At 50.1% G+C, this 25233-nt stretch carries 17 protein-coding genes; 1 reads left to right on the top strand and 16 read right to left on the bottom strand.

Features of this window, described 5'->3' with window-relative positions; genetic code table 11:
- Positions 1-126: 126 nt before the first annotated feature.
- From BQ2683_RS08710 to BQ2683_RS08775, 14 genes are all read right to left on the bottom strand, one after another.
- On the bottom strand, positions 127-2211 hold the full coding sequence (locus BQ2683_RS08710; protein WP_069988607.1) for a DNA topoisomerase 3: 2085 nt from the start codon (positions 2209-2211) through the stop codon (positions 127-129).
- A gap of 3 nt (positions 2212-2214) precedes the next feature.
- Positions 2215-2955: a DUF4366 domain-containing protein gene (locus BQ2683_RS08715; RefSeq protein WP_069988608.1), complete on the bottom strand. Its 741-nt coding sequence runs from the start codon at positions 2953-2955 to the stop codon at positions 2215-2217.
- Positions 2945-3196: a DUF4315 family protein gene (locus BQ2683_RS08720; RefSeq protein ID WP_069988609.1), complete on the bottom strand. Its 252-nt coding sequence runs from the start codon at positions 3194-3196 to the stop codon at positions 2945-2947. The genes BQ2683_RS08715 and BQ2683_RS08720 overlap by 11 nt, the downstream gene beginning before the upstream one ends.
- 21 nt (positions 3197-3217) lie before the next feature.
- Positions 3218-5176 (bottom strand): C40 family peptidase, encoded by a 1959-nt coding sequence (locus tag BQ2683_RS08725; protein WP_069988610.1) that lies wholly within the window; start codon positions 5174-5176, stop codon positions 3218-3220.
- Between the two features lie 21 nt (positions 5177-5197).
- Positions 5198-7597, bottom strand: coding sequence for a VirB4-like conjugal transfer ATPase, CD1110 family (locus BQ2683_RS08730; protein WP_187118740.1), 2400 nt, complete (start codon positions 7595-7597; stop codon positions 5198-5200).
- Positions 7506-7943, bottom strand: coding sequence for a PrgI family protein (locus BQ2683_RS12940; RefSeq protein WP_076939157.1), 438 nt, complete (start codon positions 7941-7943; stop codon positions 7506-7508). The genes BQ2683_RS08730 and BQ2683_RS12940 overlap by 92 nt, the downstream gene beginning before the upstream one ends.
- A 5-nt stretch (positions 7944-7948) precedes the next feature.
- Positions 7949-8494: an MT-A70 family methyltransferase gene (locus BQ2683_RS08740; RefSeq protein WP_442477683.1), complete on the bottom strand. Its 546-nt coding sequence runs from the start codon at positions 8492-8494 to the stop codon at positions 7949-7951.
- A 51-nt stretch (positions 8495-8545) separates the two neighbouring features.
- A complete protein-coding gene (locus tag BQ2683_RS08745) occupies positions 8546-9409 on the bottom strand; it encodes a VirB6/TrbL-like conjugal transfer protein, CD1112 family (protein ID WP_002574003.1) in 864 nt (287 codons plus the stop codon).
- A 108-nt stretch (positions 9410-9517) separates the two neighbouring features.
- Positions 9518-9733: a Maff2 family mobile element protein gene (locus BQ2683_RS08750; RefSeq protein ID WP_002574004.1), complete on the bottom strand. Its 216-nt coding sequence runs from the start codon at positions 9731-9733 to the stop codon at positions 9518-9520.
- A 58-nt stretch (positions 9734-9791) separates the two neighbouring features.
- Positions 9792-11603 (bottom strand): VirD4-like conjugal transfer protein, CD1115 family, encoded by a 1812-nt coding sequence (locus tag BQ2683_RS08755; RefSeq protein WP_069988614.1) that lies wholly within the window; start codon positions 11601-11603, stop codon positions 9792-9794.
- The gene (locus tag BQ2683_RS08760) at positions 11600-12076 is read right to left on the bottom strand and encodes a PcfB family protein (protein WP_069988615.1); all 477 of its coding nucleotides are present in this window, start codon (positions 12074-12076) and stop codon (positions 11600-11602) included. The genes BQ2683_RS08755 and BQ2683_RS08760 overlap by 4 nt, the downstream gene beginning before the upstream one ends.
- A 105-nt stretch (positions 12077-12181) precedes the next feature.
- Positions 12182-12394 (bottom strand): DUF5348 domain-containing protein, encoded by a 213-nt coding sequence (locus BQ2683_RS08765; protein WP_002574007.1) that lies wholly within the window; start codon positions 12392-12394, stop codon positions 12182-12184.
- Between the two features lie 15 nt (positions 12395-12409).
- Positions 12410-13531 carry a DUF6017 domain-containing protein gene (locus BQ2683_RS08770; protein ID WP_069988616.1) on the bottom strand — a complete coding sequence of 374 codons (1122 nt, stop codon included), beginning with the start codon at positions 13529-13531 and terminating at the stop codon, positions 12410-12412.
- A gap of 202 nt (positions 13532-13733) precedes the next feature.
- The gene (locus BQ2683_RS08775; RefSeq protein WP_069988617.1) at positions 13734-14471 is read right to left on the bottom strand and encodes a hypothetical protein; all 738 of its coding nucleotides are present in this window, start codon (positions 14469-14471) and stop codon (positions 13734-13736) included.
- 979 nt (positions 14472-15450) lie between these two features.
- On the opposite strand from BQ2683_RS08775, the gene BQ2683_RS13920 reads away from it, so the two are divergent.
- On the top strand, positions 15451-15705 hold the full coding sequence (locus tag BQ2683_RS13920; protein ID WP_420806772.1) for a hypothetical protein: 255 nt from the start codon (positions 15451-15453) through the stop codon (positions 15703-15705).
- 356 nt (positions 15706-16061) lie between these two features.
- Here the strand turns inward: BQ2683_RS13920 and BQ2683_RS08785 are convergent, their stop codons facing one another.
- Entirely contained in the window at positions 16062-20045 is a 3984-nt protein-coding gene (locus tag BQ2683_RS08785; protein WP_069988619.1) for a glycosyl hydrolase, read from the bottom strand.
- Between the two features lie 897 nt (positions 20046-20942).
- The gene (locus BQ2683_RS08790; RefSeq protein ID WP_069988620.1) at positions 20943-24929 is read right to left on the bottom strand and encodes a glycosyl hydrolase; all 3987 of its coding nucleotides are present in this window, start codon (positions 24927-24929) and stop codon (positions 20943-20945) included.
- Positions 24930-25233 lie beyond the last annotated feature (304 nt).

Raw genomic sequence — 25233 nt, forward strand, 5'->3', positions numbered from 1 at the left:
CTCCTTTCATATTCATAGGGGTTTGGGGCTTTCCCCAACAAGCAAAATCCCCGGCCCGGCAGGGTGGCCGGGTCAGGGATTTGTCGGAAGTGTGGCTACACTTCCTATGCTTGCTACGTTACTCCGTCAGCTCTTTTTCTCCACGCGGTAATTGACATACTTCCCGCCGGTATCGGCCAAAAGCACCGTTCCGTCATAGGTTTTGCCGGTTTTCATGGAGCGCAGGCCCTTTACCTTTGCCTTTCCGTCTTTGAGCAGCGCGGCGGCGATCTTCGGGGTGAACGTCTTGCCTCGTTCCTCAAAAAATCGGTCATTCTTCCACATGACAAACTGGCAGGCCCGGTTTCCGCAGTAATAGTTTTTCTTGCCCTCGTAGACGGCTTCGCCGCAGCGGGGACACTTGCCGATAACAACACGCTCGGCCTGAAACAACTTCTGTGCGTCCTCGCTGATCTGCGAATAACGAGAAATCAGGTTTCGGGTCATTTCCTCAATGCCCACCATGAAGCCCTCCGGGTCGGCCTCGCCCTTGGCAATGGCCGTCAGCTTGGTTTCCCATTCCGCCGTGAGCTGGGGAGAAGTCAGCACTTCCGGCAGTACGCACACAAGGTTGTGGCCGTCCTTGGTGGGAAGTAGCTGTTTGCCTTTGCGCTCCACAAAGCCCATCTGCACCAGCTTTTCCAGAATGGAAGCACGGGTTGCCGGGGTTCCCAAACCTTGGCGCTCGGCGTCCTCCGGCATATCCTCGGCCCCGGCACGTTCCATAGCAGACAGCAGCGTATCTTCGGTATAGGGCTTGGGCGGCGTAGTGAAATGCTCGGTGATGCTGGCCTTCACCGGGTCAAAGGTCTGGCCCTCGGTGATCTCCGGCAGCTCCCTTGCCAGCTCCGGCGCGTCCTCGTCGGCGTCGGTCTTGAACGACGCCTTGAAGCGGCGCTCAATCTCTTTCCAGCCGGGGGTGAGAATGGTTTTGCCCTTGGCGGTGAACTCGTTCCCGGCGCAGGTGAATGTGGCGGTGACAGCCTCATACACATGGGGCGCGGCCACAGCACACAGCAGCTTGCAGCACACAAGGGACAGCAGTTTCTTTTCGCCCTCGGTCAGCCCGTCAAAGCCTTTCTGCACAAACTCCATCGTGGGGATAATGGCGTGGTGATCGGAGACCTTTTTGCTGTTCAGCACCCGGCCAAACTGCGGGGCAATGTCCAGCCCTGCCGCAAAGGAAAGCAGCGGCCACAGGCCGGACACAATGCTTTCCGCTGTGGGCTGCATATCGTCGGTAAGGTACTGGCTGTCGGTGCGGGGATAAGTCAGCAGCTTCTTTTCATAGAGCTGTTGGGCATAGTCAAGGGTCTGCTTGGCGGTAAATCCAAACAGGCGGTTGGCCTCCCGCTGCAAGGTGGTGAGATCGTAAAGGCGGGGCGGCTGCTCCGTCTTTTTCTCACGCTTCACCGATACACAAACGGCCTGCGCTCCTGCACAGGCCGTCTTGGTGGCGTCGGCGTCATCGGGGTTCAGAAAGCGGTCGCTGGCCGCCTCCATGCCGCCCGCCGCGATATGGACAACGTGGTATTTCTCTTTCTTAAAATTGCTGATTTTGGCCTCCCGGTCAACCAGCATATTGAGGGTAGGCGTCTGGACACGGCCCACGGTCAGGGTCTTGTGGTAGAGGATGGAGAAAAGCCGGGTGGCGTTGATCCCCACCAGCCAATCGGCCTGCGCCCGGCACAGGGCCGATTGATACAAGTCGTCGTAGTCGGCCCCCGGTTTCAGGTGGGCAAAGCCCTCGCGGATCGCGGCGTCCTCCATGCTGGAAATCCAAAGGCGCTTGAACGGCTTTTTGCAGCCCGCCATCTGGTAGACGAAACGGAAAATCAGCTCACCCTCGCGCCCGGCGTCGGTGGCGCACACAAGGCCCGTCACGTCGGGGTGTTCCATCAGGGAGCGCAGCACGGCAAACTGTCCTTTCTTCTCGGCGGGGATGATGTACTGCCACTCCTGCGGCAAAATCGGCAGGTCGTCATAGCGCCACTTCTTGAAACGCTCGTCATAGGCTCCGGCATCGGCAAGGGAAACAAGGTGGCCGATACACCAGCTCACCAGATAGCCGTTTCCCTCCATGTAGCCGTCCCGTTTCTGATCTGCACCGATCACGCCCGCAATGCTGCGGGCGACGCTCGGTTTCTCTGCAATTACCAACTGAATACTCATTCCTTATTCCTCCTTATCCTGCGCGGGTTCCTCGTCCTCCGGGGTCGGTTCGTCCTCGTCGTCCTCGTCCTCGCCAAAATCGTATTCGTCCAGCTCGTCGCCGCCCTTGGTGTCGGCCTTGGGCTTCTTAAACTTGAAGAAGTAAAGGGCCGCGCCGCCGCCGATCAGGGCCACCACAAGGAACACGACAAGGCCGCCCATGCCGCTGCCTTTCGCTTCATCTTCCTGCGGCTGCTCGGTTTCCTCCGGCTCCTGCGGTTCCGGCTCCGGGCCGGTACACTCGGTCATATTGGTTTTACATACCGGGCAATTCGTGTTGACGGCTCCCGCCGCGCACTTGGTCGTACAGGTACAGGTTTCCGGGGCGGCTTTGCCGTCCTCCAACAGTGCTTGCAGGTCAGCGTCGTCCACTTGGTTGAGGAAGTGAACGGCGGTTTCCTTGTCCTCGTTGGCGCGGTCGATCAAGATATAAAAGTAGTTGCCCGCCTTGGTGGTAACGGTGATAAGCTGCTTATCCCCATAAAAATCATCCACCAGTGTTGCATTGCCCTCCGGGGTAACAGGTACGCCCTTCGGCTCCATGCCGCCGGTGGTGGGTTCTTCCTCCTGCGGTGCCTCGGTGGTTTCCGGCAAAGGCTCCGGGTTGGGGTCAGTGCCACCGGCAAACGCGGTGGTGGAAAAGGCCGTCAGGCAAAGCACGGCGGCCAGCGTCACGGTAAACGTGCGAATGATCTTATTCTTCATTGGCATTGTCCTCCTGTTCAAAATCCGGCTGCGGGGCCGGGGCGCTCTGCAAAGCGCCGCCGCGCAGGAACGCCGCAAATTCCTCCGGCTTCATGTTCAGGCCGCGCACAAGCTGGATGATCTGCAAATTCTCCTGCTCGGTCTTTGCCGCTTCCAGCTCACGAAGCTGCTTTTGCAGCTCCGCGATCTTGGCCTTGGTTTTCTCAATGTCCTTTTCGATACGGTCAAGTTTGTTTGCCATCGTCAAAACTCCTTTCTGGCGTCAAGGCAGACGCCCGTAACAATAGAAATGCTGCTGCCAATAACTCGAATTGAGGTTGGTGTAGGAAATAGGGTCGCCACAGTGCAACATCACGGAATTGCCCACATAAATGCCGACGTGGGAAACGCCGGGGGTGTCGTAGGTGCCGACGAAAAATACAAGGTCGCCGGGCTTGGCCTGCTCCGGGGAAACAGGGGTACAGATATTGCAAAGGCCCTGTGCGCCCAGCCGTCCCACGTCCCATCCGCTGTGATTGATTACCCAGCTCACAAAGCCGCTGCAATCAAAGCTGGTGCTGGGAGAGCTGCCGCCCCACACATACGGATAACCTACATACTTTTCCGCCTCGGCCATCATTGCGGCAAAGGTGGCGTCCTCCAAAGCCTCCGGGGGAATGTCGTAATAGGTCGGCTCCTTGACGGTGGAAGCGTTGGGATAGGTGCCGTTGGGAAACAGGTCAGGCCGGTTGCCCAGCGTGTGCATATACACCGCATACAGGCTCATTTGTTCCTCGCCCATGATGTAAACAGGCAGATGGGACATATCGAAGTTTTCCAGCTTCACGTTGCAGATGTAATAGGTGTAGGGAACTTGCACAGTATAGGTGTTGCCCTCGCTGTCCGTCCGGGTTTCGGTGCGGTATCGGGTTTCGGTTTCAATGGTCTGTGTCAGGGTATATTGCTTCTCAAAGAGCATGGCAAGGTCGCCTTGCACGTCGCCCAGCGTATAGACGCCCTCATGCAGCGCCGACAGGATGGAAGTCAGCACATAGGGGTCATGACCGATCTCGTCCAGATCGAAACGGTATTCGTCATAGCCGGGGTGCAGGCTTTCGTAGTTGTCAAGCTCATACTGCAAATCGGCCTCCATGTCCGCATAGGCGGCTTCCGCCCCCAGCATATCGCTGTCCTCGGACAGATAGGACGTGGCTGCCACGCCGGTTCCTGCGCTGCCGAACATGGCCGTACAGGATTGCAGGCCGCCCATAATCAGCATGAGCATAAGGCCCACACCGCCGATCAGCAGCACACCTTTCCAGTGCCGGGCCACAAAGGACGCGGCCTGTTTGCTTTTCTCGGCGGCTTTTTTGGCGGCTGCGGCGGTGGTCTTGGTGGCGCTGGCTGCGCCCTGTGCCGTCTGGCCCGCCGCCCGTGCTGCCTTGGCATAGTCCCGTTTGATTTTCTGTTTCTGCCAGAACCGGGCCACCGGGTTTTTCACCGCCTGCGCCATTTCCGGGTTGTCCCGCAAGGATTTCTGGTAGATGTACTCCGCATTGGCGGCAATGGCCTTTTTCTCGGCCTTGGCTGCGGCCCGGTAGGGTTTGAGCTTATGACGCCGGATGCCGCTGCGAATGGCTTTTCCCGCTTGGCGCTCGGCAAGTTCTTCTCCCTTATGGCCGCCCTCGACGCCCACATTCTCATGCTCAACCTCATGGATTTTTCCATGCAGATACAGGCCCGCTTCCTCCATCGGACGGCTGGCCGGGTTGGGTTTAAGCTTGGGGGCCGGTTTCTCCACCTTGTCAAAGTGCAGCTTGGTTTTGGCCTTGCCCTTGGCCTCGTCATAGACGGTTTCCTTGGTGACGACGCGCTTTTTCGGCAGGGCTTCTTTGGCTGCGTCCAGCTTATCCGCCCGCTTTTCCGCCTTGTGAACGTACTTGGAAAGGGCGGGATCGGCCCATTCCTCGGCGGTGAATTGCAGGCGGGACGCCGGGCCGGTGGCCTGCGCTGCCGTATTCGCGCCATCCTTGGCGGCCCGCTTCGCCTTGCTGCGCTCCCGGATGTCCCCGGCACGTTCCAGCACCTTTTCAGCGGTGCCGCCCGGCTCGGCTGCGGAATAGTCCTGTTCGGCCTCCCGGCTGGAAATGTTGATGCTCTTGCCGGTGGTCTGGTTGTCCAGCGTCAGGCCGTCGCGGGTCATGTGCTGCGTCACCTTATCACGGGGTTTCAACTGCTTCATAGGGCGTCACCTCCTTGTCTGTCATACCGTTTCGCCCTCGCCTAACCGGGTCGTCATAATCTTGTAAAGCTGGCTGCGCTGCGGGATGGGGTTGCGGAACGGCAGAATCACATTTTCATAGATCAAAAGCCCCTCGCCGGGTTCGGAATTGTCCACATACCGTAATTGCTGCGGGGAAATGTTCAATCGCTCCGCAAGGATACGCCGGTCGCCGGACGCCTGATTGAGCAGGCAAATGAAGTCGCTGTTTTCCAGAATGTTTTCGATCTCCGGGGAAGAAAGCAGGTCTTTGACGTTCTGGGTCGCCCCGGTCGGGATGCCTCCCCATTTTCTGAACCGCTTCCAAATCTCGCAGGAGAAAGCCGCCGTCTGTTCCTCTCGCAAAAGCAAATGGAACTCGTCGCAGAAGTACCACGTCGCCTTGCCTTGGCTACGGTTTTGGGTCACACGGCCCCAAATCTGGTCTTGGACAATGAGCATACCGAGCTTCTTTAATTGTTTGCCCAGCTCTTTAATGTCAAAGGCCACAATGCGGTTCTCGATGTTGACGTTGGTGCGGTGGTTAAAGACGTTTAGGCTGCCGTTTACATACAGGTCAAGTGCCTGCGCCACACGGTCAGCCTCCGGGATATGCTGGTCTAACAGGGCTTGATGCAGGTCGGACAGGATCGGCATATTCTCCGGGCGGGGGTCTGCCAGATAGGGCCGGTAGATTACCTGCACAGCACGGTCAATGACTGTCTTTTCGATGGCTTCCAGCCCGTTCTTGCCGCCCATGACAAGCTCACAGAACGACAGCACGAAATCGCTTTTCAAGGCCAGCGGGTTTTCGTCCTCACTGTAATTCAGGTTGATGTCCAGCGGGTTCACATAGGATTTGCTGGTGGGCGACAGCTTCACCACTTGGCCGTGGAGCCGCTTCACAAGGGGGTAATATTCCGCCTCTGGATCGCAGATATATACATCGTCCGGCGTACAAAGGAACACACTGACGATCTCGGATTTACAGCTCATGGATTTGCCGGAACCGGGAGTACCCAGCTTCAAGCCATTGGGACACCGCGCCCGTTTTCTGTCCAGCATAATCATGTTTCCGGTCTTGGCATTGACGCCGTAATACATGGCGTCGCCGCCCATGAAAAGCTCCTGCGTCACGAAAGGCACGAACACGGCCACGCTGGAAGTCGTCAAGGAACGCTCGATCTTGATGTGGTTGGCCCCCAGCGGCAGGCTGCTCATAAGGCCCTGTTCCTGCTGGTAGTCCAGACGGACAAGGGAACAGTTGTATTTCTGCGCCACACCTGCGGCCCAAAATACATCGTTCTCCAACTTCTGCCGGGTGTCGGCGGTGTTCATCACCAGAAAGGTGATCTGGAACATTCGTTCATTTCGGCTTTGCAGGGTTTTCAAAAGCTCCTTGGCGTCCTGTCCGTAGGTGGCAAGGTCGCTGGGCAGGATGTCCATGTCATAGCCGCTGCGGACAGCTCGTTTCTGTTCCTGTATCTTCATGGCGTCAAGGTCGGTGATCTTGCGCTTAACCGTCTTGATGGCCTCGCTCTGGTCGATGGCCTGCACATGGAGATTGACGACAATGCCGTTTTCCGTGTTGAGGAAGTCGGCCAGCATTTCGTCCGACAGTTCCGGGGACAGGATGTTTAAGAAGCTCACGGCCCCATACTTGCCGCCCAGCCCGAACATACGGGAATTGCCGAAGCGGAACGAGGACGGGGCAATAAAATCTTTTGTTGAGAGGCCGGACGGAGCCAGCCATTTCCATTCAAACTGAAACGGCTCGGCGTCGGGGTGGAGTACCCCATGCAGCACTTCCAGACGTTCCTTGGCGTCCAGCACATGAGCCACGGCCCCCATCGTCTTGAAATAGCCCAGCAGATCGGTTTCAATGCGGGTCAGACGGGCGCGGGCCATTTTCAGGTTGTCCGCCTCGATGGTGAATGTGAGGAACTTGCGCTTGGTGAGGCCGTTGTTGCCCCGCACAAGCTGGTCTTGCAGGATGCCGGAATACTCCGCCCGGATGTCGTCGAAGTCGTCACCCTGCGCCTTGATCTCAAAGCTCTTGGCGTACTGCTTGGGGTCGGTCTTGCGGTTGACAAAGGAAAGCTGAACGTGGATCGAGGCGTCCAGATAGTTGTAGAGATCGCACAGGTTTTCAAAAATGGCCGTCTTGGTGTCGGCCTGTGCAAGCTGATAGCTGATGTCGGCAAACTCGATACATTTGCTGAACGTGTTGGCCGTCACCTTGCAAATCCCGTCCGGGTACATGGACTGATACGGGATGCTGGCCTGTGCGGAATGGGCTTTTCCGTCGCCCTTATACTTGCGGATGATGGCCTGTATTTCCCGCTTTTCGGCGCGGGTGAGCTTTACAGGCGGCTCGTTTCTTTGCTTTTCGGACAATCGCATTTACCTCCTTTTCCATTTGGTGCTGCCGCATGAGGGCAGTATAGGCGTTGTCGGTTTGGTATGGCCTTTCCTTGGGCTGGATGAAGCAGCACTGGACAATCTGCCATACCACCACTTCAAGGGGCTGGCCGTGGCGCTCGTACAGGGCCAGCAGGAAGCCCGGCAGCATGGCGAACACCATAATCAGGGCCGCCGCGCTGCCAGTCACCCGGCCCCGGAGCAAAAAATAAAGCGGGACGCCTACGAGAAGCGCACCGCCGAAGCAGATCAGTTGTCGTTTGGTAAGGCCAAACACAATCTTGGATTTTACGCGGGTTAAGTCCTTTGGGACGGTCACATAAGCCATTCAAATCACCTCGTTTCTGATACATTTTCTTGTGGGGTCAGGGAAAGATCACTGTCCACCTCGTTTCCCCAAACGTCCCAGCCGGGCGCTTTCTGTCTGGCAAACAGCTCCACGCGGGGCAGATCGCCCGCCAGCTCAATGATTTTGTCGCGGGTTACGTCCGGCTTTTTGCTGTGTTCCTCCACAGGGGAAATAATAAACTGATGGACACCGGCGCTGCGGCGCTTGGGTTTGCCTCGTTTGGCAAGCAGGCAGATTTCCGCATTGCCTCTCGTCCAGTAGCCCAGCCCATAAAACCATGTGGGGCTTTTCTTGTTGAGCTTCAACCAGACAAAGGCCACCGTCTTGAACGTAAAGCCCCATGCCCAGATCAGGCGCAGGGCTTCCGGGAGCTGCGGGAATGTGGCCCACAAGAACAGCAGACAGTCCTTTTCCGCCAGCGTTTCCACCGGCAGGGCGCACAGCTCGTCAATGCTCATGGTGGGATAGTGATGTTCCGCCGCACCTGTTTTCTTGCACTCATACCGCCACGGCGGATCGGCGTAAATGATGTGGTATCGTTTCTTTTGTACTTCCTCGATGGTTGGTAGTCCTCCTGTCTGTTAATGTGCAGTAAAGACGGCTTTCGATATGCTGCCAGTCTTGAACAGACAGAAGCAGAGCAGAACCGTGTAGCCCATACAGCCCCAAATGGCCCCGGATATATCCGCTGCCTGTCCGATCTGCTGGATCAGCACCGCATAGATGCCGACAACCACCATAATCAAAAAGGCTTGGAAGCCCAGCGCCAACAGGGATTTCAAGTAGTTCTGGCCGACGCCGCGCCACTCCGCATTGCCCAGCGTGGCAAGGGGGATCGGCCCCAGCGCGGTCACGGCATAAATTTCAATCATTCTTCCGTATGTCACAAGGAAAATACAGATGGAAAGAATGTTCATCGTCAGCCCCACAACAAGGGTCTGGAACCACAGGCCGAGCAGCGGCCCGATGTCCATAGCTTCCAGTTGTGCTTCAAGGTCGGGAATGAGGGTGTCAAAGTCAATGCTGGTTTCCCCGATAATCACCCCGGCGCTCTGGTTGACGACGGCTTGGGTGGCGTCGAAAACGCCCATGACGATATTCCATGTGTTCGTCACAATGAGAATGGCAAAAGCACTTTTGAAAATCCAACGGAAGAACATGGACGTGTCAAAGTCGTGCATATTGTTCTTTTCCACGATCATGTCTATCAGCTCATAGCACATGATAACGGCAAGGATCGCCGCTGCAATGGGGACGATCACCGTGTCCGACAGGGATTGCAGCATATTGAATATGCCGCTGTTCCACGCTTGCGGCGTCGTCCCCACATCCGAGGCGATTTCCCCGACTTTCGTATTGACCGTGCTGAACAGCCCGGACAGGTTGCCCATGATGCCGTCGATTAAAATGCCTTTGATCCAATCCCCTATGAGTTCGCCTATCATGTGGGTTCACCTCCTTTGCAGCGCTCTCCCGCATGGAACCGGGAGAGCGCTGCGGGGTTTCAGGATTTAATAGTTATGGTTGGGCTGGTTGGCGGACAGCCGGGAAGATCAGCCCAGCAGACCAGACAGCAGGGGAACCAGAGTGACGCCGATCAGGGCAACACCACCGCCCGCGACGAGCTGCTTAACACCCTGCGACTTGCTGGCCGGATTATCCTGACCGTAACCTTCCAGAAGGTTGATGCCGCCCCAAACGCACAGCGCACCGCCGAGGCCCACAACGATAGTCTGCAAAGTAGTAACCGCACTATTGAAAAATTCCATAAATTTACCTCCATAAATTTCAGTTTGATATGATTTGTTGATAAGGGAAAGCCGCCGATCATTCGTCCACGGCGGCCATATCTTCATCCGACAGGTCTATGTCGTAGAGGTCAAAGGTTTCCTCCTGCGAAACCCCCCGCTGCCGTTTCCGGCGCAGGGCGGTCAAGTACCTGTCCACATCAAAATAGTTCTTCTTGTCGGCGTCGGAAAGGTATTTATAGCGGGGGTGACGGGTAATGTCGTATTTCTCACTGAAAAACGGCCTGACACCGCGCACCTGCAAAATACACTTGCCTCCGTCCATCGTTGCGATTTCGTCCTGTGACATCAACTCCTTTCCTAACTTCTGATAATTCAATCCGTGAGAGGTCTGTGCGCCCCGGTTTTCGCTCTGGTTGTAGCTGTCGATGGTTTCTTTGCCCAGCACGTCAGAGATTTCCTTGGCGTTCTTGCCCCGCCCACTAAGAAAAAGCGTGCAGTCGCAGTTATCGGAAATGATTTCCGCAGCGTCCTTGTAGATGGCCTTTAACTGTGACTGGCTTTGCAAAATAATAGAAGCCGAGATTTCACGGCTTCGGATGGTGGCGATCAGCTTGTCAAAGTTGGGTATCTGGCCGATGTTCGCAAACTCGTCCAGTATCATGCGGACGTGAACCGGCAGCCGCCCGCCGTATTTATCATCGGCCCGGTCACAAAGCAGGTTGATAAGCTGGCTCTGTACCATTGCCAGAATGAAATTAAAGGTGGTGTCCGTGTCCGACATAATCAGGAACAGCGCCGTTTTCTCGTCCCCGATGGTGTCAAGTTCCAGTTCGTCGTCCTCCATCAGCTCCCGGACTTCCCGGATGTCAAAAGGGGCCATTCTTGCGCCTGCGCTGATAAGGATTGAGGAACGGGTCTTGCCCGCCGAAAGCAGGAATTTTTTATACTGGCGGACGGCAAAGTGGTCTGGATCGCGTTCCTCCAATCGCTCAAACATCAAATCCACCGGCGATTGAAATTCCGGGTCGTCCTCACGGGCTTCGCTGGCATTTATCATTTCAAGCAGCGTCGTGAAGTTCATTTCTTCCTCCGGCGCTTCCTGCCAGATATAGCCGATCAGAGCCGTGTAGAACAGCCGTTCCGATTTCACCCAAAAATCTTCTGCGCTTTTTTCGCCCTCTCCCTTAGTGTTGCAGATCAAGGTATTTACCAGCTTCAACACGTCTTTTTCCGAGTGCAGATACCGAAACGGGTTGTATTTCATGCTCTTGGAAAAATTGATGGTGTTCAGCACTTTCACGCGGTAGCCGCTGCGGATAAGGAGCTGGCCCACTTCACCGATCAAGCTGCCCTTGGGATCGGTTATCACAAACGAGGTCGGATAGTCCTTGGACATACATTGCATCAGGTTTGGCTTCACGAAGAACCGGGTCTTGCCGGAGCCGGAACCGCCGATTACAAGGACATTCTTGTTTCGTGCGGTTTTGGGGTCTTTCGGCCTGTTGTTCATGGTGAGCCGTTCCGTCTGTGTCAGCAGAATGTTGTTGTCAAAATTGGGGTCGATATAGGGGGCTATATCCTTGGGGCCGCCCCATCGGGCGCTGCCGTACTCCACGCCTTTGCGGTATTTCTTGGCGTTCTTGCCTTTGCAGTACACCATGAGCCGCAGCGCCGCAGCACCGGCGACGCCGATCAGCAGGTCAATGGGGTGGAAGCTGGGGGCGGCACTTTCAAAGGCCGCCGCGCAGCCGTCCGCAAAGTGCAGGAGCTTTTGGGAAAGGTCGATGCCCTCCGCCAGACGGTACGCCTGCCCCAGCTTGCCGAACAGATAGACAAACAGCAGATAGGGCAGATTGGCGATTATCAGTTTTTTCATTTCCGGCTTCATCGTGACAGCCCCCTTTCTTTGAATTTTTCCTTGGCCCGGTCAGCGTTGCGGGCCGCTGCCTTTTCCTTGCTTGCGGCAATGTCCTTGCGGATCGAGGGCCGTTCCTCCCGCTGCAACTTCTTGGCCGTGAACTCCTTGAACGCCTGTTCCATGTTGTCGGCGTCCTTGGCCTTGAAAATCACGATGTAGTGCGGGGGCTGGGTAGTGGCGTCTTTCCGCAGCGTGAAGTCCACGCCGTATTTCTTGGCGCAGGGCTTAAACAGTCCAATGTTGGCGTCGGTGATCTCGATATTGGACAGGGCCGCCCCGTGCTTTTTGAGCTGCTTTAGGCTCTGCTGGCCGTGGTGCAGCTTGGTCTTGCCCTTGTTTTGGGTTTCCAGAAACTTGCGGGCCGCCGCTTGCAGCACTTGGATTGTCAGCTTGGCCGATTTGATGGAAAAGGCTATTGTCTTTTGGGTTACTTCCTCCTGCAATCGCTATCCCTCCTTTCGCAGAAGTGCGGCGGGACGGTTAAGGTGGCACCGTCAGCCGCCGCAGGAAACAGAAAAGGGACAGCCGCTTGCGCCGGTTGTCCCCGATTAAATCCTCACCCGCAGGCCGGAAAGATCGTCGGCACGGATGCCAACCAGATACCAGTTGGCCCCGTACTCAATGCGGGTGGGCTTCCACCTGCCGCCCACCATCACGTCAAAGGTTTCTCCACAGTGCAGGCCGCCGTAGTAGTCCGCCAGATCAAAGCGAATGTCGTAACGGTCGCTGCGCTCGTCGAAAATCAATGCACCCTGTTTCATAGGGCCGTCCTCCTTTCAGATTTTGCCGGTGTTCATGTCATGGGCCACCAGCGCGGCATAGTAACCGTTGATCGTGCTGGGCGCATTGAACAGCATAGCCAGCAGGTATTTCTTGATGTTGCGGATTTCCGAAGTGTTCTTGCTCAAACAGTCAAAGACAAACTCAATGTGAGAGCTGTCCAGCTTCATAAACTTAGATTTCACCAGCTCTGCCGGGTAATCGTCCCCGGCAATACGGATGGTCTTGCGGGCGCTGCATACGGTTTCCACCAGCAAGTCCACAATCTCGTCCAGCGTTTCCCGGTCAATGCCCTTGACGTGCTGGCAAAGGTGTTCGTACTCGATGTTGTCCATGATGATTTGACGATAAATCTCTATGGCGCTCTGTGATTTCGCTTCCGTTCCTTTCCGTTCCGGCGGCTGTGCCGCCTCGTCCTCCAAAGGAGAGGGTCGGGAAAGGATAGGAATGGGATCGGTAATTGATACATCAGTAATTGATTTTTCTTTACTTGATATATCTTTATTTAATTGCGTTGGTTTTCCCAACGTAGGCTTTTCCTGCGTTGGATTATCCAACATTGGATTTTCCAACGTAGGTGAATCCGGCACAGGCTGGGGCTGTTCATAGATCACATAGTCCGCGCCGCGCAAGCGTCCTTGGCTGTCGCGCTCACGGGATCGGACGATGTACCCGGCCTGTTCCAGCTCCCGGATCGCGGCCCGGATCGCGTCGATCTGCTCCCGGTTGATAAGGGACAAACCTTTCAGCGTATAGTCCCAATCTTCCGGCAGAGAGAGCATTTGCGATAACAGGCCCTTGGCTTTCAGGGATAAGTCCTTGTTCCGCAGGTGGTGATTGGACATCACCGTGTAGCCCTTGTTACGCTCTACACGAAATACTGCCATGTTCTCAACTCCTTTCACTCGAAATGTCACCGCGTCGTAGGCGGTCAGCTTGCCCGGCTGGTAGGGACATTCCGCATAGACGCAGAATTGATATTTCCAGTGCGGGCGATAAAAGAGGCAGGTGCCGCAGTCCTCCGGCGTGACCGCCTCGCCGCTGTCGTAGTGGTCGAAACCGGGCTTGCCCTGCATGAGCTGTTCAAAGGCCCGGTCGCTGCCGGAAGTGAAATACATAGGCCGTCGCCTCCTTTCTGCTTTTGGGCAAAAAGAAAAGCCGCAGACTTTTTTCAAAATCTGCGGCTTGGCCGGGGAACAGAAAAGGGCGCTGTCATGCTTGACAACACCCTGTTTCTGTCTGATAATTCAGTTGTTTTGACACGCCCCGTTTTCCGCTGCCCTAAAAAACATTGATTTTACTGGATTTTTTCATGTTTTCTTATGGCACCACGGTTAAAGGAGTTCCTTTTTTATCATTATCCTCTTCGGCACCAACTTCATACACAATTACATCGTATTTTTTGATTATCTTTTCTAAATTCTCTTTTGTAAAATCGTGACCTTTTATTTTACGGCTTACATTAAATTCTAAATCTTCAAGTTCATCTTGTGTATATTCCAATATTTTTTTACTGTATCTATCTTTGGCATTTTCTTCATTATCACTTTCATACACAAACAAAACTTTTTTCTGTTTTGCATCTTTTTCGTTTTGTACAGCATTTTCCAAATAAATTCTGTTGTTTTCCCCACCAATCATTTTATCTATTTGCCAATTCACTTCCTGCTTATAATTTTCCTCAATCGTATTTTTAATTTCGCGGCGATTGGAAAGCCCAGTAATGGAAAGAAGAAAAATCGCCAGCGCGCCAACTGCGGAAACCAGCCAGATCAAATGGTTTTCCTGGTCCTGGATAAATTCCCTGTGGCGTTGCAGTTCGGATTCCAAAAAAGCAACGGTCTGTTCCGTAGGGGAATCCATGCCCGCCTGTTGCTGGGTGGTAATTTGGGATATCTGGTGTTCTAGTTCTTTCACCTTGCTGTTTGCAGTAGATGATATTACAATTGCGGCAATCGATGAAACTACCAAAACAATAGCCATAAGTACAATTATTACCCCTTTTGCACAGGATGAAATTGGACAGGGTTTTGAATGATCGTTGTTCTTTTTTCTCATAGCTTTCACCTCATACTTTTTTGATTTTTTCAGATTTTTCAGAGTGGTGATACAAGACGCTAGCAGGAGCCTTTTTTCGAGTGGTTATGAAAGGCACTAGGAGGAGCCACATCTTTAGGCGGTGTGAGCCTGTCCCAAAACAGCTCCCTGCGTCTGTGTACCCTAACGGGTGTTTTTTTAATGTGGTTATAAAAGGCGCTAGTAGGAGCCCAATTCTTTAGGCGGTGCAATCCTATTCCAAAACAGTTCCCTGTGCCTGCACCCTGACGGGTGTATATTGTAACCTAATTGCGTTAGGCGCATTAGGCTTATCAGACAAGTTGCCGTACCCTTACGGGTGTGTAATGTAACTATAAAGAGCAATTCAAAAATGGCTATCCAGATATGTTGCCGTACCCTGGCGGGTCTGTCTTTTCCGAGTGGCTATAAAAGACGCTAGCAGGAGCCTCACTCTTTGGGTGGTGCAATCCCGTCCCAAAACAGTTCCCTGCGCCTGTGTACACTGACGGGTGTTTTTTTAATGTGGTTATGAAAGGCGCTAGGAGCAGCCCCACTCTTTAGGCGGTGCAATCCTGTCCTAAAACAGCTCCCTGCATTTATACCCTGGCGGGTGTATATTGTAACAGTCTTATTTATTATCTTTTTTATTAAATATTTTATTGCCGTACCCTGGCGGGTGTATCTTTTCAGAGTGGTTATGAAAGGCGATAGGAGGAGCCCCATCGTTAGGCAGTGCAATCCTGTTCCAAAACAGCTCCTGCACCTGTACCCTAGCGGGTGTGTATTGTAACTATTGCCCTTATTAAAAAGCAACCCTGAATAATTTGTTGCCGTACCCTGGCGGGTGTGTATTGTAACTGAAAATCAGTGGTAACAAATTGATTAGTGCAATGTTGCCGTACCCTGGCGGGTGTGTATTGTAACAAAATAATATGTTTTTTGTTCCTACAGAATATTTAGTTGCCGTACCCTGGCGGGTGTGTATTGTAACCAGCCAGATGAAACATTATTGCAGCATCTTTCTTTGGTTGCCGTACCCTGGCGGGTGTGTATTGTAACGGCGGGGGAAATGCGCCCAATATTTTCGGGGGTTCAGGGGCAGAAAAGTGCGAACCCTGGTGATATCACCTTCTTTTTAAAACAGATTTACATCCCAGCGGGGTGCAAACCCGGTATTTCTAGCCAGTGCGAATCCGCTGAGAATTTCTGCTTGCTTGTCATTCGCACCAAATAATTTAGAAAAACAAAATAGTTTTCATCTATAAAAATAATAATTTTTGTAGTTTTATTATAAACGAAAAATAGCCTGTATGCAAGTGATTTTCTGCAAAATATTTAAAAAATATGGAAAATACACTAAAATATGGAAAGTATTTCGTCCATTTCCCACATGAAATGTAAAATTAGTGGCTTTACAGTGATTTTTTAGTCAAAAAACGAAACCAGGAGAGGGAAGATACTCAGCTTATGTTGAACAGTGTGATGGCATGAACTATTTTCTGGATAAAAAATAAAAACGACCTTGAGCTCAAACCCAAAGCCGTTTTGTATATTTTATTGAGAGAAAAGAGAAGAAGAAAACGTTATGAGTTATTTTTTCTTACGGGAGAGAACCAGTGCAGCTCCTGCAATTGCTATTGCTGCCATTCCAGCAATTGGTGCAAAGTCGCCTGTTTTCGCTGCGTTTGCTTTTGGTGTGGTGGATTCCTGTCCTGTCTGGCTTCCAGCTGTATTATTGTTTTCCGTTGGAGTTTCAGCAGGGGTTCCATCTACTGCTACCAGGTTATCCATTGCTGTTTGTACACTTGTTACTGCTGCATCTACTTCTTCCTGGGTTGCGTTTTCGTTGTTGTATACATCGCTTGCTTCTGCTACTGCTGCTTGTAATGCTGCATAGCTTTCTGCTGTGTATGCGTTTGCGTCCACTTCGCTTGCTTCCGCAAGGACTTCTTCCAGAATAGACTTATCTGCTTTGAACCGTAGATTCAGCATTGCATTTAATAAATCATCCGCTACTTGGTTGATTTCTGCTTGCATGGCATCGCCATCTTCATATACCGCTACTGCTGCTTCTAATGCTGCGGTGAATTCCGCTTTGCCTGCTTCCACATAACGGTCAAGTTCTGCATTGATTTCATTTGCTGCTTCAATCAAGGATGCCAGTTCTGTTTTATCCCCAGCTACAAATCCTAATTTGTGAATTTCATTCAGCAAGGTTTTCCATGCTGCGTTCACTTCTTCCTGGGTAGCCCCAGCATTGTTTGCTACTGTTTTCGCATTTTCCAAAGCAGCGTCAAAGGATTTCTGTACACTTTCAATGGCGTTGTCATATTCGCCACTTTCTTTGGCAGCTTCTGCGTATTGAATCACAGAGTTCAAAATGCCTTTATTTGCCTGGCTTTCTTCCAAAGAAACTTCGCTATATGGAACAATCACTGCCTGTTCTGGACCATAATCCGCATAGTCGATATCATAGCCCCACCAACCGCTAGCGTTGTGTTCTACTTTTACAACACCACGTTCCAATTGGATGTTTGCCAGAGTAGAGCTGTATTCAATGACAATGCTGTTTTCACCGTCTACCAAGTAATCGGAAATATCTGCTACTGGTTTTGTCCAGCTAACACCGCCGGTGTAGCCTGGCTTCTTGGAGCTTTCGGTTCCACCAACCTTCTGTCCGTTAATCCATACTTCCATGCTTTCTTCCAGATTGTCTCCGAAGTCCAGGTAAGCGCCATCCGCTTTGCTAGCATCCCAGTTAAAGGTTGCTTCATAGTGGCCTAAACCGGAAACATCTTGGCCAACTTCTGGAATATTTGTCCAGGTTGTCATTTTATCCAGTTTTACGTTGATATCGGTTTTCTTGGTTGCTGTCTTGCGGTTTACGGTAGTAACATCCCCAATGGTTTCGGATTTTTCTAGAACTTCATCGCCTGCTGTCCAGGATTCTACGGTTAAATCCCAGTTGGTGATGTCGTATGCTTCTGGAACTTCCACATTGGATTGGTAAGTGGTTCCGTTATTTAATGTTGTATTGTAGGTTCCGCTTTCGGTTGCCCGAATGTTCATGGTTCCGTCTTGAATATAGGCAGAATCCGCGTTGGTAGAAACAATATGGGTTTTTTCCTGATCTACTGCTTCAAAAGCGAACAATGCGATGTTAGCGTAGTCCAGGTCGATTGGAATAATAGTCTGACCGTTTTCATAACGGTATTCGCCCAGTTCAGTTACTTCCCCTGTCCATGGGTCGATAGAATATGGAATGAACATGCCATCCATTTTGATTTCAGTTTTAATGTTGGTGCCATGGTCTTCGTTCTGTACACTTTCAATGTGGCTGTTCTGATGGTAGTCATTGGAACAGTAGTTGTAAGCATACAAATATTGGTTACCGTCCTCGTCTTGACGGGTCTGGGTCAATAACTGGTGGTTTGGTTCCACATATTCTGCATATGGGGTTACACCCAGTTCTTGCAATGCTTCATAAACGCCATCATCATATCCACCTTCTACTGCGTCAGCGTAATTGAAGCCTTCTGGAGCATCGTAGATTTCAGCGGTCCGTACGGTTGACAGTGTTTTTAGTTCTGCCATGATTTCCGCCAGTTTCTCATCATTGCCATCATTAAATGGAGTACGTTGTGCAGCGCCATCCAGAATGACAACTTTCAGGCCTTTTTTCGCCCAATCCAAAATCCGTTCCGCGCCTTTTACATCTAGCCAATCCTGATAGAGGACAATTGCTTTATAGCCAGCGCTTTCGATAGTTTGGGTTTCTTCATTAAAGGAAACGCTATCGTCATACAGGAAATCCGGGCTGAAATAATCATAAGTATAGCCGTTGTCCTGCAATTCGGTGGAGCGGTAGTAGACACCTTGGTGAGCAAGCTCCCAGTTCATGGCAGAAAGGTCATTTCCAGTTCCTCCGTCTTTACGGATTCCTTGTGTCCAGTTATTATGGATAAATCCAACATCGGTACGGGATTTACCAGTTTGCATCAGTTGTTGTACACGTCCCAAATGGGCGTTGAGTTCATCATAATCCCGGTAGCCTGGGTTGCGGGTACCAAAATAGTGGAACCAATCCAAGCCAAATACACCTGGAGCGAACCCTGGCCAAGCGTAGTTGCCGTAGCCATAGTCAGAAGCCCAAACATGCCATACAATCCGCTGGAACCCTGCCGCATAAAGGGAATAAGCGTCTTTCAGATGTTTTTGTGCGGAATAGCTATATGCTTGTTTAATAGCACTGGTTTCGGAGGATAAAATTTTATTCTCCAGTTTAGCGCCTCCTGTCCATAAGCGGAAGATATCCACCTGATTGGATTGGTTTAGATTTTCCGCCTCTGGATAATCCACATCCATAATAGGTTCCGAAATTTCCATTGGTTGCCCATAGGAAATCTGGGCGCGGGTTTCAATACCGTAAGAGTTGAGCCATTCTTTTAATGGAACCAACATTTTTTCCCGGTAGATATCAGTCAATACTTCTAAAAAGTCATTGGTGATTTTTTCTCTTGTATTATTATCATCGGTTAAATTATAAGTACCATCTATTTTATTGTAAGGGTTAAAAACATCTGCTTTTACTCCATCTAGTAAGAAAAGGTATGGGCGGATATCATAGCCTTTCCGTTCTATGAATTCGTCTGCCATATCCTCAGACCAATAAGTAAATCCGGAACCTGGCTTGATTTCGATGGAATCCATAAACAGGTTTACCGTACCGTTTTTGATTTTTTCATTGAGTTCTGGGTCATTAAGATAGTGTTCCAGCCAGAATTCTTTCAGAGCTTCTATACCGCGTTCGTCAAAATAGTTAGTGGTATAGGAGGTTTCCGCAGAAGGGCTGGCGGATTGAGCAGTACCCTGGCTCCAGATAGCAAAAATGCGGTAGTTACCATCGTCTGGAGCAGTCCAATCCAGGTTTTGTTCCCAAACATTTGCCCCTTGTGTTACCATACCACTCAAATCAATCATGGAATCATAGTCCACTACATTATCAGCGGTTTCACGGTAAGCATATGCCCCTACAAAAGTTGCCACATCTCGGCGCCCTTCTGGAACAGGCAGTACAGTTAACTTGCCGGAAGCTTCTACCGTTGTGGTTCCTAAAGAAACATTTTGCATCGCCGCCTGGCTGTCTGGATCAAGCCCTGGAACGTTGGAAGTAGACCAGTTGGTGCCAGAAGTTAGGGAAACGCCCATGCCCAAATCCAGCAGCTTGTTCATCATCAGTTTCCATTTATGGGACCACATTTCTGAGCCATAAGCATAGGTATCATCGTCTGCACCCATATCGCTCTGCATACAAAGCTCTATGTTGCGGAAACCAGCATCGTATAGTGCTTGGATTTCATCCAACAGCACTTCGTCGGTGTTGGCAGCCTCGCCAATCCACCAACGAATATCGGTGCTATAGGTCCGGTCAGGGTCCACATATTTTTCGGTTAACGTTTGCTGGAAACTTTTTGCTTCCGGCGAATTTGCATCAGCAGCATTGGCTACTGTGCCGGTTGCGATACTGGCCAGCATGCCCAGGGCGAGTATCGAAGACAAAATGCGTTTTTTCATGTTTTTTCCTCGTTTCTATGAACTTTATGATGGATGGTTGCTGATTTTTGGTAACAATATGTTCCCCCTTTCCGGTGTGATTTGCCATCCTGTGGCAAGTGTTTCCTGAAAAGTATACGGATTGGGTTGATTATTTCTGTGAATATAAGGGAGTATATAAAGATTCATTTGGTTTTATTCCCTTTATAAAATAGATTATTGCTCTGTTTAATACAATTCAGTTTTACTTTCCAGTTGAATTATAGTATAATTTGATGAATAACACAATCTATCAGATAAGTTGTATTTGTATACCAATTAGGTTGTTTCTGGAGTAGCTCGCCAATATTTTGGAGGATAACCGTATGTTTTCCTATTTCTTTTCGGATTATCTCGACCACACAATACCAAGATGAAGTATTTCCTTTCTTTGAAAGAGTCTCGTTACAACAACATGAAGCTTTCCTGCTTCGTGATTTTTTAGGCTATCCAGGAATTACGAAAAAGAAAATAAATTTGTAGTGTACGAAAACGACAGCAATATGATGGCATATATTAAAGGCTATTTTTTGGATATTGCTTAAATCAGATGACAGAATATTTTCAGTATTTTCTAGGGCAGGGTTCCGAAATATGGATAAAATCCGGCAAGAATTTCACCCAACTGCTGTTGATTGCCGGTTGATAAATCCACCTACTAATGTAAATTGGCCTGCCTCTCGCTCAGATTATTGAAAAAATCGCCTTCCAAAACGCATTTTATTTTTACAAGCTGTTTCAAAAATGACGATGTAACGCCTCCCAATATCGGAACGAGTATTTAAAATTCTATTGATATAAAAATGAAAATCCGCCAGGAATATTCCTGACGGATTTTTATGATTATATTAAAAGAAGAGAAGAAGAAAACGTTATGAGTTATTTTTTCTTACGGGAGAGAACCAGTGCAGCTCCTGCAATTGCTATTGCTGCCATTCCAGCAATAGGTGCAAAGTCGCCTGTTTTCGCTGCGTTTGCTTTTGGTGTAGTGGATTCCTGTCCTGTCTGGCTTCCAGCTGTATTCTTGTTTTCCGTTGGAGTTTCAGCAGGGGTTCCATCTACTGCTACCAGGTTATCCATTGCTGTTTGTACACTTGTTACTGCTGCATCTACTTCTTCCTGGGTTGCGTTTTCGTTGTTGTATACATCGCTTGCTTCTGCTACTACTGCTTGTAATGCTGCATAGCTTTCTGCTGTGTATGCGTTTGCGTCCACTTCGCTTGCTTCCGCAAGGACTTCTTCCAGAATAGACTTATCTGCTTTGAACCGTAGATTCAGCATTGCATTTAATAAATCATCCGCTACTTGGTTGATTTCTGCTTGCATGGCATCGCCATCTTCATATACCGCTACTGCTGCTTCTAATGCTGCGGTGAATTCCGCTTTGCCTGCTTCCACATAACGGTCAAGTTCTGCATTGATTTCATTTGCTGCTTCTATCAGGGAAGCCAGTTCTATTTTATCCCCAGCTACAAATCCTAATTTGTGGATTTCATTCAGCAAGGTTTTCCATGCTGCGTCTACTTCTTCCTGGGTTGCTGCCGCATTGCCTGCTACTGTTTTTGCATTTTCCAAAGCAGCATCAAAGGATTTCTGTACGCTTTCAATGGCATTGTCATATTCGCCACTTTCTTTGGCAGCTTCTGCGTATTGAATCACAGAGTTCAAAATACCTTTATTTGCCTGGCTTTCTTCCAAAGAAACTTCGCTATATGGAACAATCACTGCCTGTTCTGGACCATAATCCACATAGTCGATATTGTAGCCCCACCAACTAGCGGCATTGTGTTCCACTTTTACTGCGCCACGTTCAAATTGAACGTTCGCCAAAGTGGAGCTGTATTCAATAACAATGCTGTTTTCACCGTCTACCAAGTAATCGGAAATATCTGCTACTGGTTTTGTCCAGCTAACACCACCGGTGTAGCCTGGTTTTTTGGAGCTTTCGGTTCCGCCAACTTTCTGTCCGTTAATCCATACTTCCATGCTTTCTTCCAGATTGTCTCCGAAGTCCAGGTAAGCGCCATCCGCTTTGCTAGCATCCCAGTTAAAGGTTGCTTCGTAGTGGCCTAAACCGGAAACCCCTTGGCCAACTTCTGGAATATTTGTCCAGGTTGTCATTTTATCCAGTTTTACGTTGATATCGGTTTTCTTAGTTGCTGTCTTGCGGTTTACGGTAGTAACATCCCCAATGGTTTCGGATTTTTCTAGAACTTCATCGCCTGCTGTCCAGGATTCTACGGTCAAATCCCAGTCGGTGATGTCGTATGCTTCTGGAACTTCCACATTAGATTGATAGGTTGCGCCATTGCTCAAAGTGGTGTTGTAGGTCCCACTTTGGGTAGCGCGGATGTTCATGGTTCCATCCTGAATATAGGCGGAATCCGCATTAGTGGAAACAATATGGGTTTTTTCCTGATCCACTGCTTCAAAGGCGAATAATGCGATATTGTCATAATCCAGGTCAATTGAAATGACAGTCTGTCCGTTTTCGTAGCGGTATTCGCCCAGCTCGGTTACATCACCTGTCCATGGGTCGATAGAATATGGAATGAACATGCCATCCATTCTGATTTCAGTTTTAATGTTAGTGCCATGGTCTTCGTTCTGTACGCTTTCTACATGGCTGTTCTGATGGTAGTCATTGGAACAGTAGTTGTAAGCATATAAGTATTGGTTGCCGTCCTCGTCTTGACGGGTCTGGGTCAATAACTGATGATTTGGTTCCGCAAAGCCAGCATATGGGGTTACGCCCAGTTCTTGCAATGCTTCGTAAACGCCATCATCATAACCACCGTCTACTTTGGCGTTGGCATAGTCAAACCCTTCTGGAGCGTCATAGATTTCAGCGGTCCGTACGGTTGGCAGTGTTTTCAGTTCTGCCATGATTGCTGCCAATTGTTCATCGCTGCCATCGTTAAATGGGGTTTTTTCTGCAGCACCGTCCACAATAACGACTTTCAGGCCTTTTTTCGCCCAATCCAAAATCCGTTCCGCGCCTTTTACATCTAGCCAATCCTGATAGAGGACAATTGCTTTATAGCCAGCGCTTTCGATGGTCTGGGTTTCTTCATTAAAGTAAACGTCATCGTCGTACAGGAATTCTGGGCTAAAGTAGTCATAAGTATAGCCGTTGTCCTGCAATTCGGTGGAGCGGTAGTAGACACCCTGGTGGGCAAGCTGCCAGTTCATACCAGTCATATCGTTGCCGGTGCCTCCGCCAAACCGTACGCCTTGTGTCCAACTATTGTGGATAAAGCCAATGTCGGTACGGGATTTACCGGTTTGCATCAGTTGTTGTACACGTCCCAAATGGGCGTTGAGTTCATCATAATCCTGGTAACCTGGATTACGTCTTCCAAAGTAATGGAACCAGTCTAAACCAAATACACCTGGTGCGAACCCTGGCCATGCGTAGTTGCCGTAGCCATAGTCGGAAGCCCAAACATGCCATACGATTCTCTGGATACCTGCCGAAAAAGCAGAATAAGCGTCGTGTAGATGCATCTGGGCGGAATAGTTATACGCCAGTTTGGTAGCACTGGTTTCGGAGGATAAAATTTTATTCTCCAGTTTGGAACCACCTGTCCATAAGCGGAACATATCCACCTGATTGTAATCGTTCAGGTTTTCTGTTTCCGGATAATCCACATCCATAATTGGCTCGGAGATTTCAAATGTTCTACCATAGGAAATCTGGGCGCGGGTTTCAATACCATAGGAGTTGAGCCATTCTTTTAATGGGGTCAACATCCGTTCCCGGTACAGGTCAGTCATTACTTCCAAAAAGTCATTGGAAATTTTTTCGCGTAGATCAGTATTGTCTGCAAGGTCATAAGTACCAATAAATTCTTCATATGGGTTACGTACATTTGCCTGTACTCCATCCAGCAGGAAGAGATATGGGCGGATATCATAGCCTTTTCTTGCTATAAATTCATCTGCCATATCCTCTGACCACCAGGTAAATCCAGTGCTTGCGTTGATTTCCAAAGAATCCATAAACAGGTTTACCGTACCGTTTTTGATTTTCTCGTTCAGTTCTGGGTCGTTGAGGTAATGTTCTTGCCAGAATTCTTTCAGTGCTTCTACACCGCGTTCATCAAAGTAGTTGGTGGTGTAGGAAGTTTCCATAGATGGGCTGGCAGATTGTGCAGTACCCTGGCTCCAGATAGCGAAAATACGGTAGTTGCCATCATCTGGGGCGGTCCAGTCTAAGTTTTGTTCCCAAACATTTGCCCCTTGTGTTACCATACCGCTTAAATCAATCATAGAATCATAATCCACTACTTTATCAGCGGTTTCGCGGTAGGCGTACGCACCTATAAAGGTTGCCACATCCCTGCGTGTTTCTGGAACAGGCAGTGCGGTTAATTTACCGGAAGCTTCTACTGTTGTGCTGCCCAGGCAAACATTCTGCATTGCTGCCTGGCTGTCCGGGTCAAGCCCTGGAACGTTGGAAGTAGACCAGTTGGTGCCAGAAGTCAGGGAAACACCCATACCCAAATCCAGCAGCTTGTTCATCATCAGTTTCCATTTGTGGGACCACATTTCTGAGCCATAAGCATAGGTATCATCATCTGCGCCCATGTCTCCTTGCATACAAAGTTCCACATTGCGGAAACCCGCGTCATAAATTGCCTGGATTTCATCCAACAGCACTTCGTCGGTGTTGGCAGCCTCGCCAATCCACCAGCGGATATCGGTGCTATAGGTTCGGTCAGGGTCCACATATTTTTCGGTTAATGTTTGCTGGAAACTTTTTGCTTCCGGCGAATTTGCGTTAGTAGCATTGGCCACTGTGCCGGTTGCGATACTAGCCAACATGCCCAGGGCGAGTATCGAAGATAAAATGCGTTTTTTCATGTTTTTTCCTCGTTTCTATTTTACTTTATGATGGATGGTTTCTATTTTTATTTATAATAGCTTGTTCCTCCTTTCCAATGTAATTTGCCATCCTATGGCGAGTGTTTCCTGAAAAGTATACGGATTGAGTTGGTTTCTTTTGTTAAAATAAGGGATTATATGGATTTTAATCCAATTTTATCCGCTATTAAAAAGAATAGTTACTCTATTTAATACAATTCAGCTTTACTTTTCAATTAAATTATAGTACAATTTAATAAACACAACAATCTATCAGATAAGTTGTATTTGTATACCAATCAGG

It is taken from the genome of Massilioclostridium coli, from assembly GCF_900095865.1.
GTDB classification, from domain to species: Bacteria; Bacillota; Clostridia; order Oscillospirales; family Ruminococcaceae; genus Massilioclostridium; species Massilioclostridium facile.

Bases quoted from the DNA above. Each gene is read 5' to 3' on its own strand.
- BQ2683_RS08710 (WP_069988607.1), bottom strand. From the start codon at position 2,211: ATGAGTATTCAGTTGGTAATTGCAGAGAAACCGAGCGTCGCCCGCAGC.
- BQ2683_RS08715 (WP_069988608.1), bottom strand. From the start codon at position 2,955: ATGAAGAATAAGATCATTCGCACGTTTACCGTGACGCTGGCCGCCGTG.
- BQ2683_RS08720 (WP_069988609.1), bottom strand. From the start codon at position 3,196: ATGGCAAACAAACTTGACCGTATCGAAAAGGACATTGAGAAAACCAAG.
- BQ2683_RS08725 (WP_069988610.1), bottom strand. From the start codon at position 5,176: ATGAAGCAGTTGAAACCCCGTGATAAGGTGACGCAGCACATGACCCGC.
- BQ2683_RS08730 (WP_187118740.1), bottom strand. From the start codon at position 7,597: ATGCGATTGTCCGAAAAGCAAAGAAACGAGCCGCCTGTAAAGCTCACC.
- BQ2683_RS12940 (WP_076939157.1), bottom strand. From the start codon at position 7,943: ATGGCTTATGTGACCGTCCCAAAGGACTTAACCCGCGTAAAATCCAAG.
- BQ2683_RS08745 (WP_002574003.1), bottom strand. From the start codon at position 9,409: ATGATAGGCGAACTCATAGGGGATTGGATCAAAGGCATTTTAATCGAC.
- BQ2683_RS08750 (WP_002574004.1), bottom strand. From the start codon at position 9,733: ATGGAATTTTTCAATAGTGCGGTTACTACTTTGCAGACTATCGTTGTG.
- BQ2683_RS08755 (WP_069988614.1), bottom strand. From the start codon at position 11,603: ATGAAGCCGGAAATGAAAAAACTGATAATCGCCAATCTGCCCTATCTG.
- BQ2683_RS08765 (WP_002574007.1), bottom strand. From the start codon at position 12,394: ATGAAACAGGGTGCATTGATTTTCGACGAGCGCAGCGACCGTTACGAC.
- BQ2683_RS08770 (WP_069988616.1), bottom strand. From the start codon at position 13,531: ATGTATTTCACTTCCGGCAGCGACCGGGCCTTTGAACAGCTCATGCAG.
- BQ2683_RS08775 (WP_069988617.1), bottom strand. From the start codon at position 14,471: ATGAGAAAAAAGAACAACGATCATTCAAAACCCTGTCCAATTTCATCC.
- BQ2683_RS08785 (WP_069988619.1), bottom strand. From the start codon at position 20,045: ATGAAAAAACGCATTTTGTCTTCGATACTCGCCCTGGGCATGCTGGCC.
- BQ2683_RS08790 (WP_069988620.1), bottom strand. From the start codon at position 24,929: ATGAAAAAACGCATTTTATCTTCGATACTCGCCCTGGGCATGTTGGCT.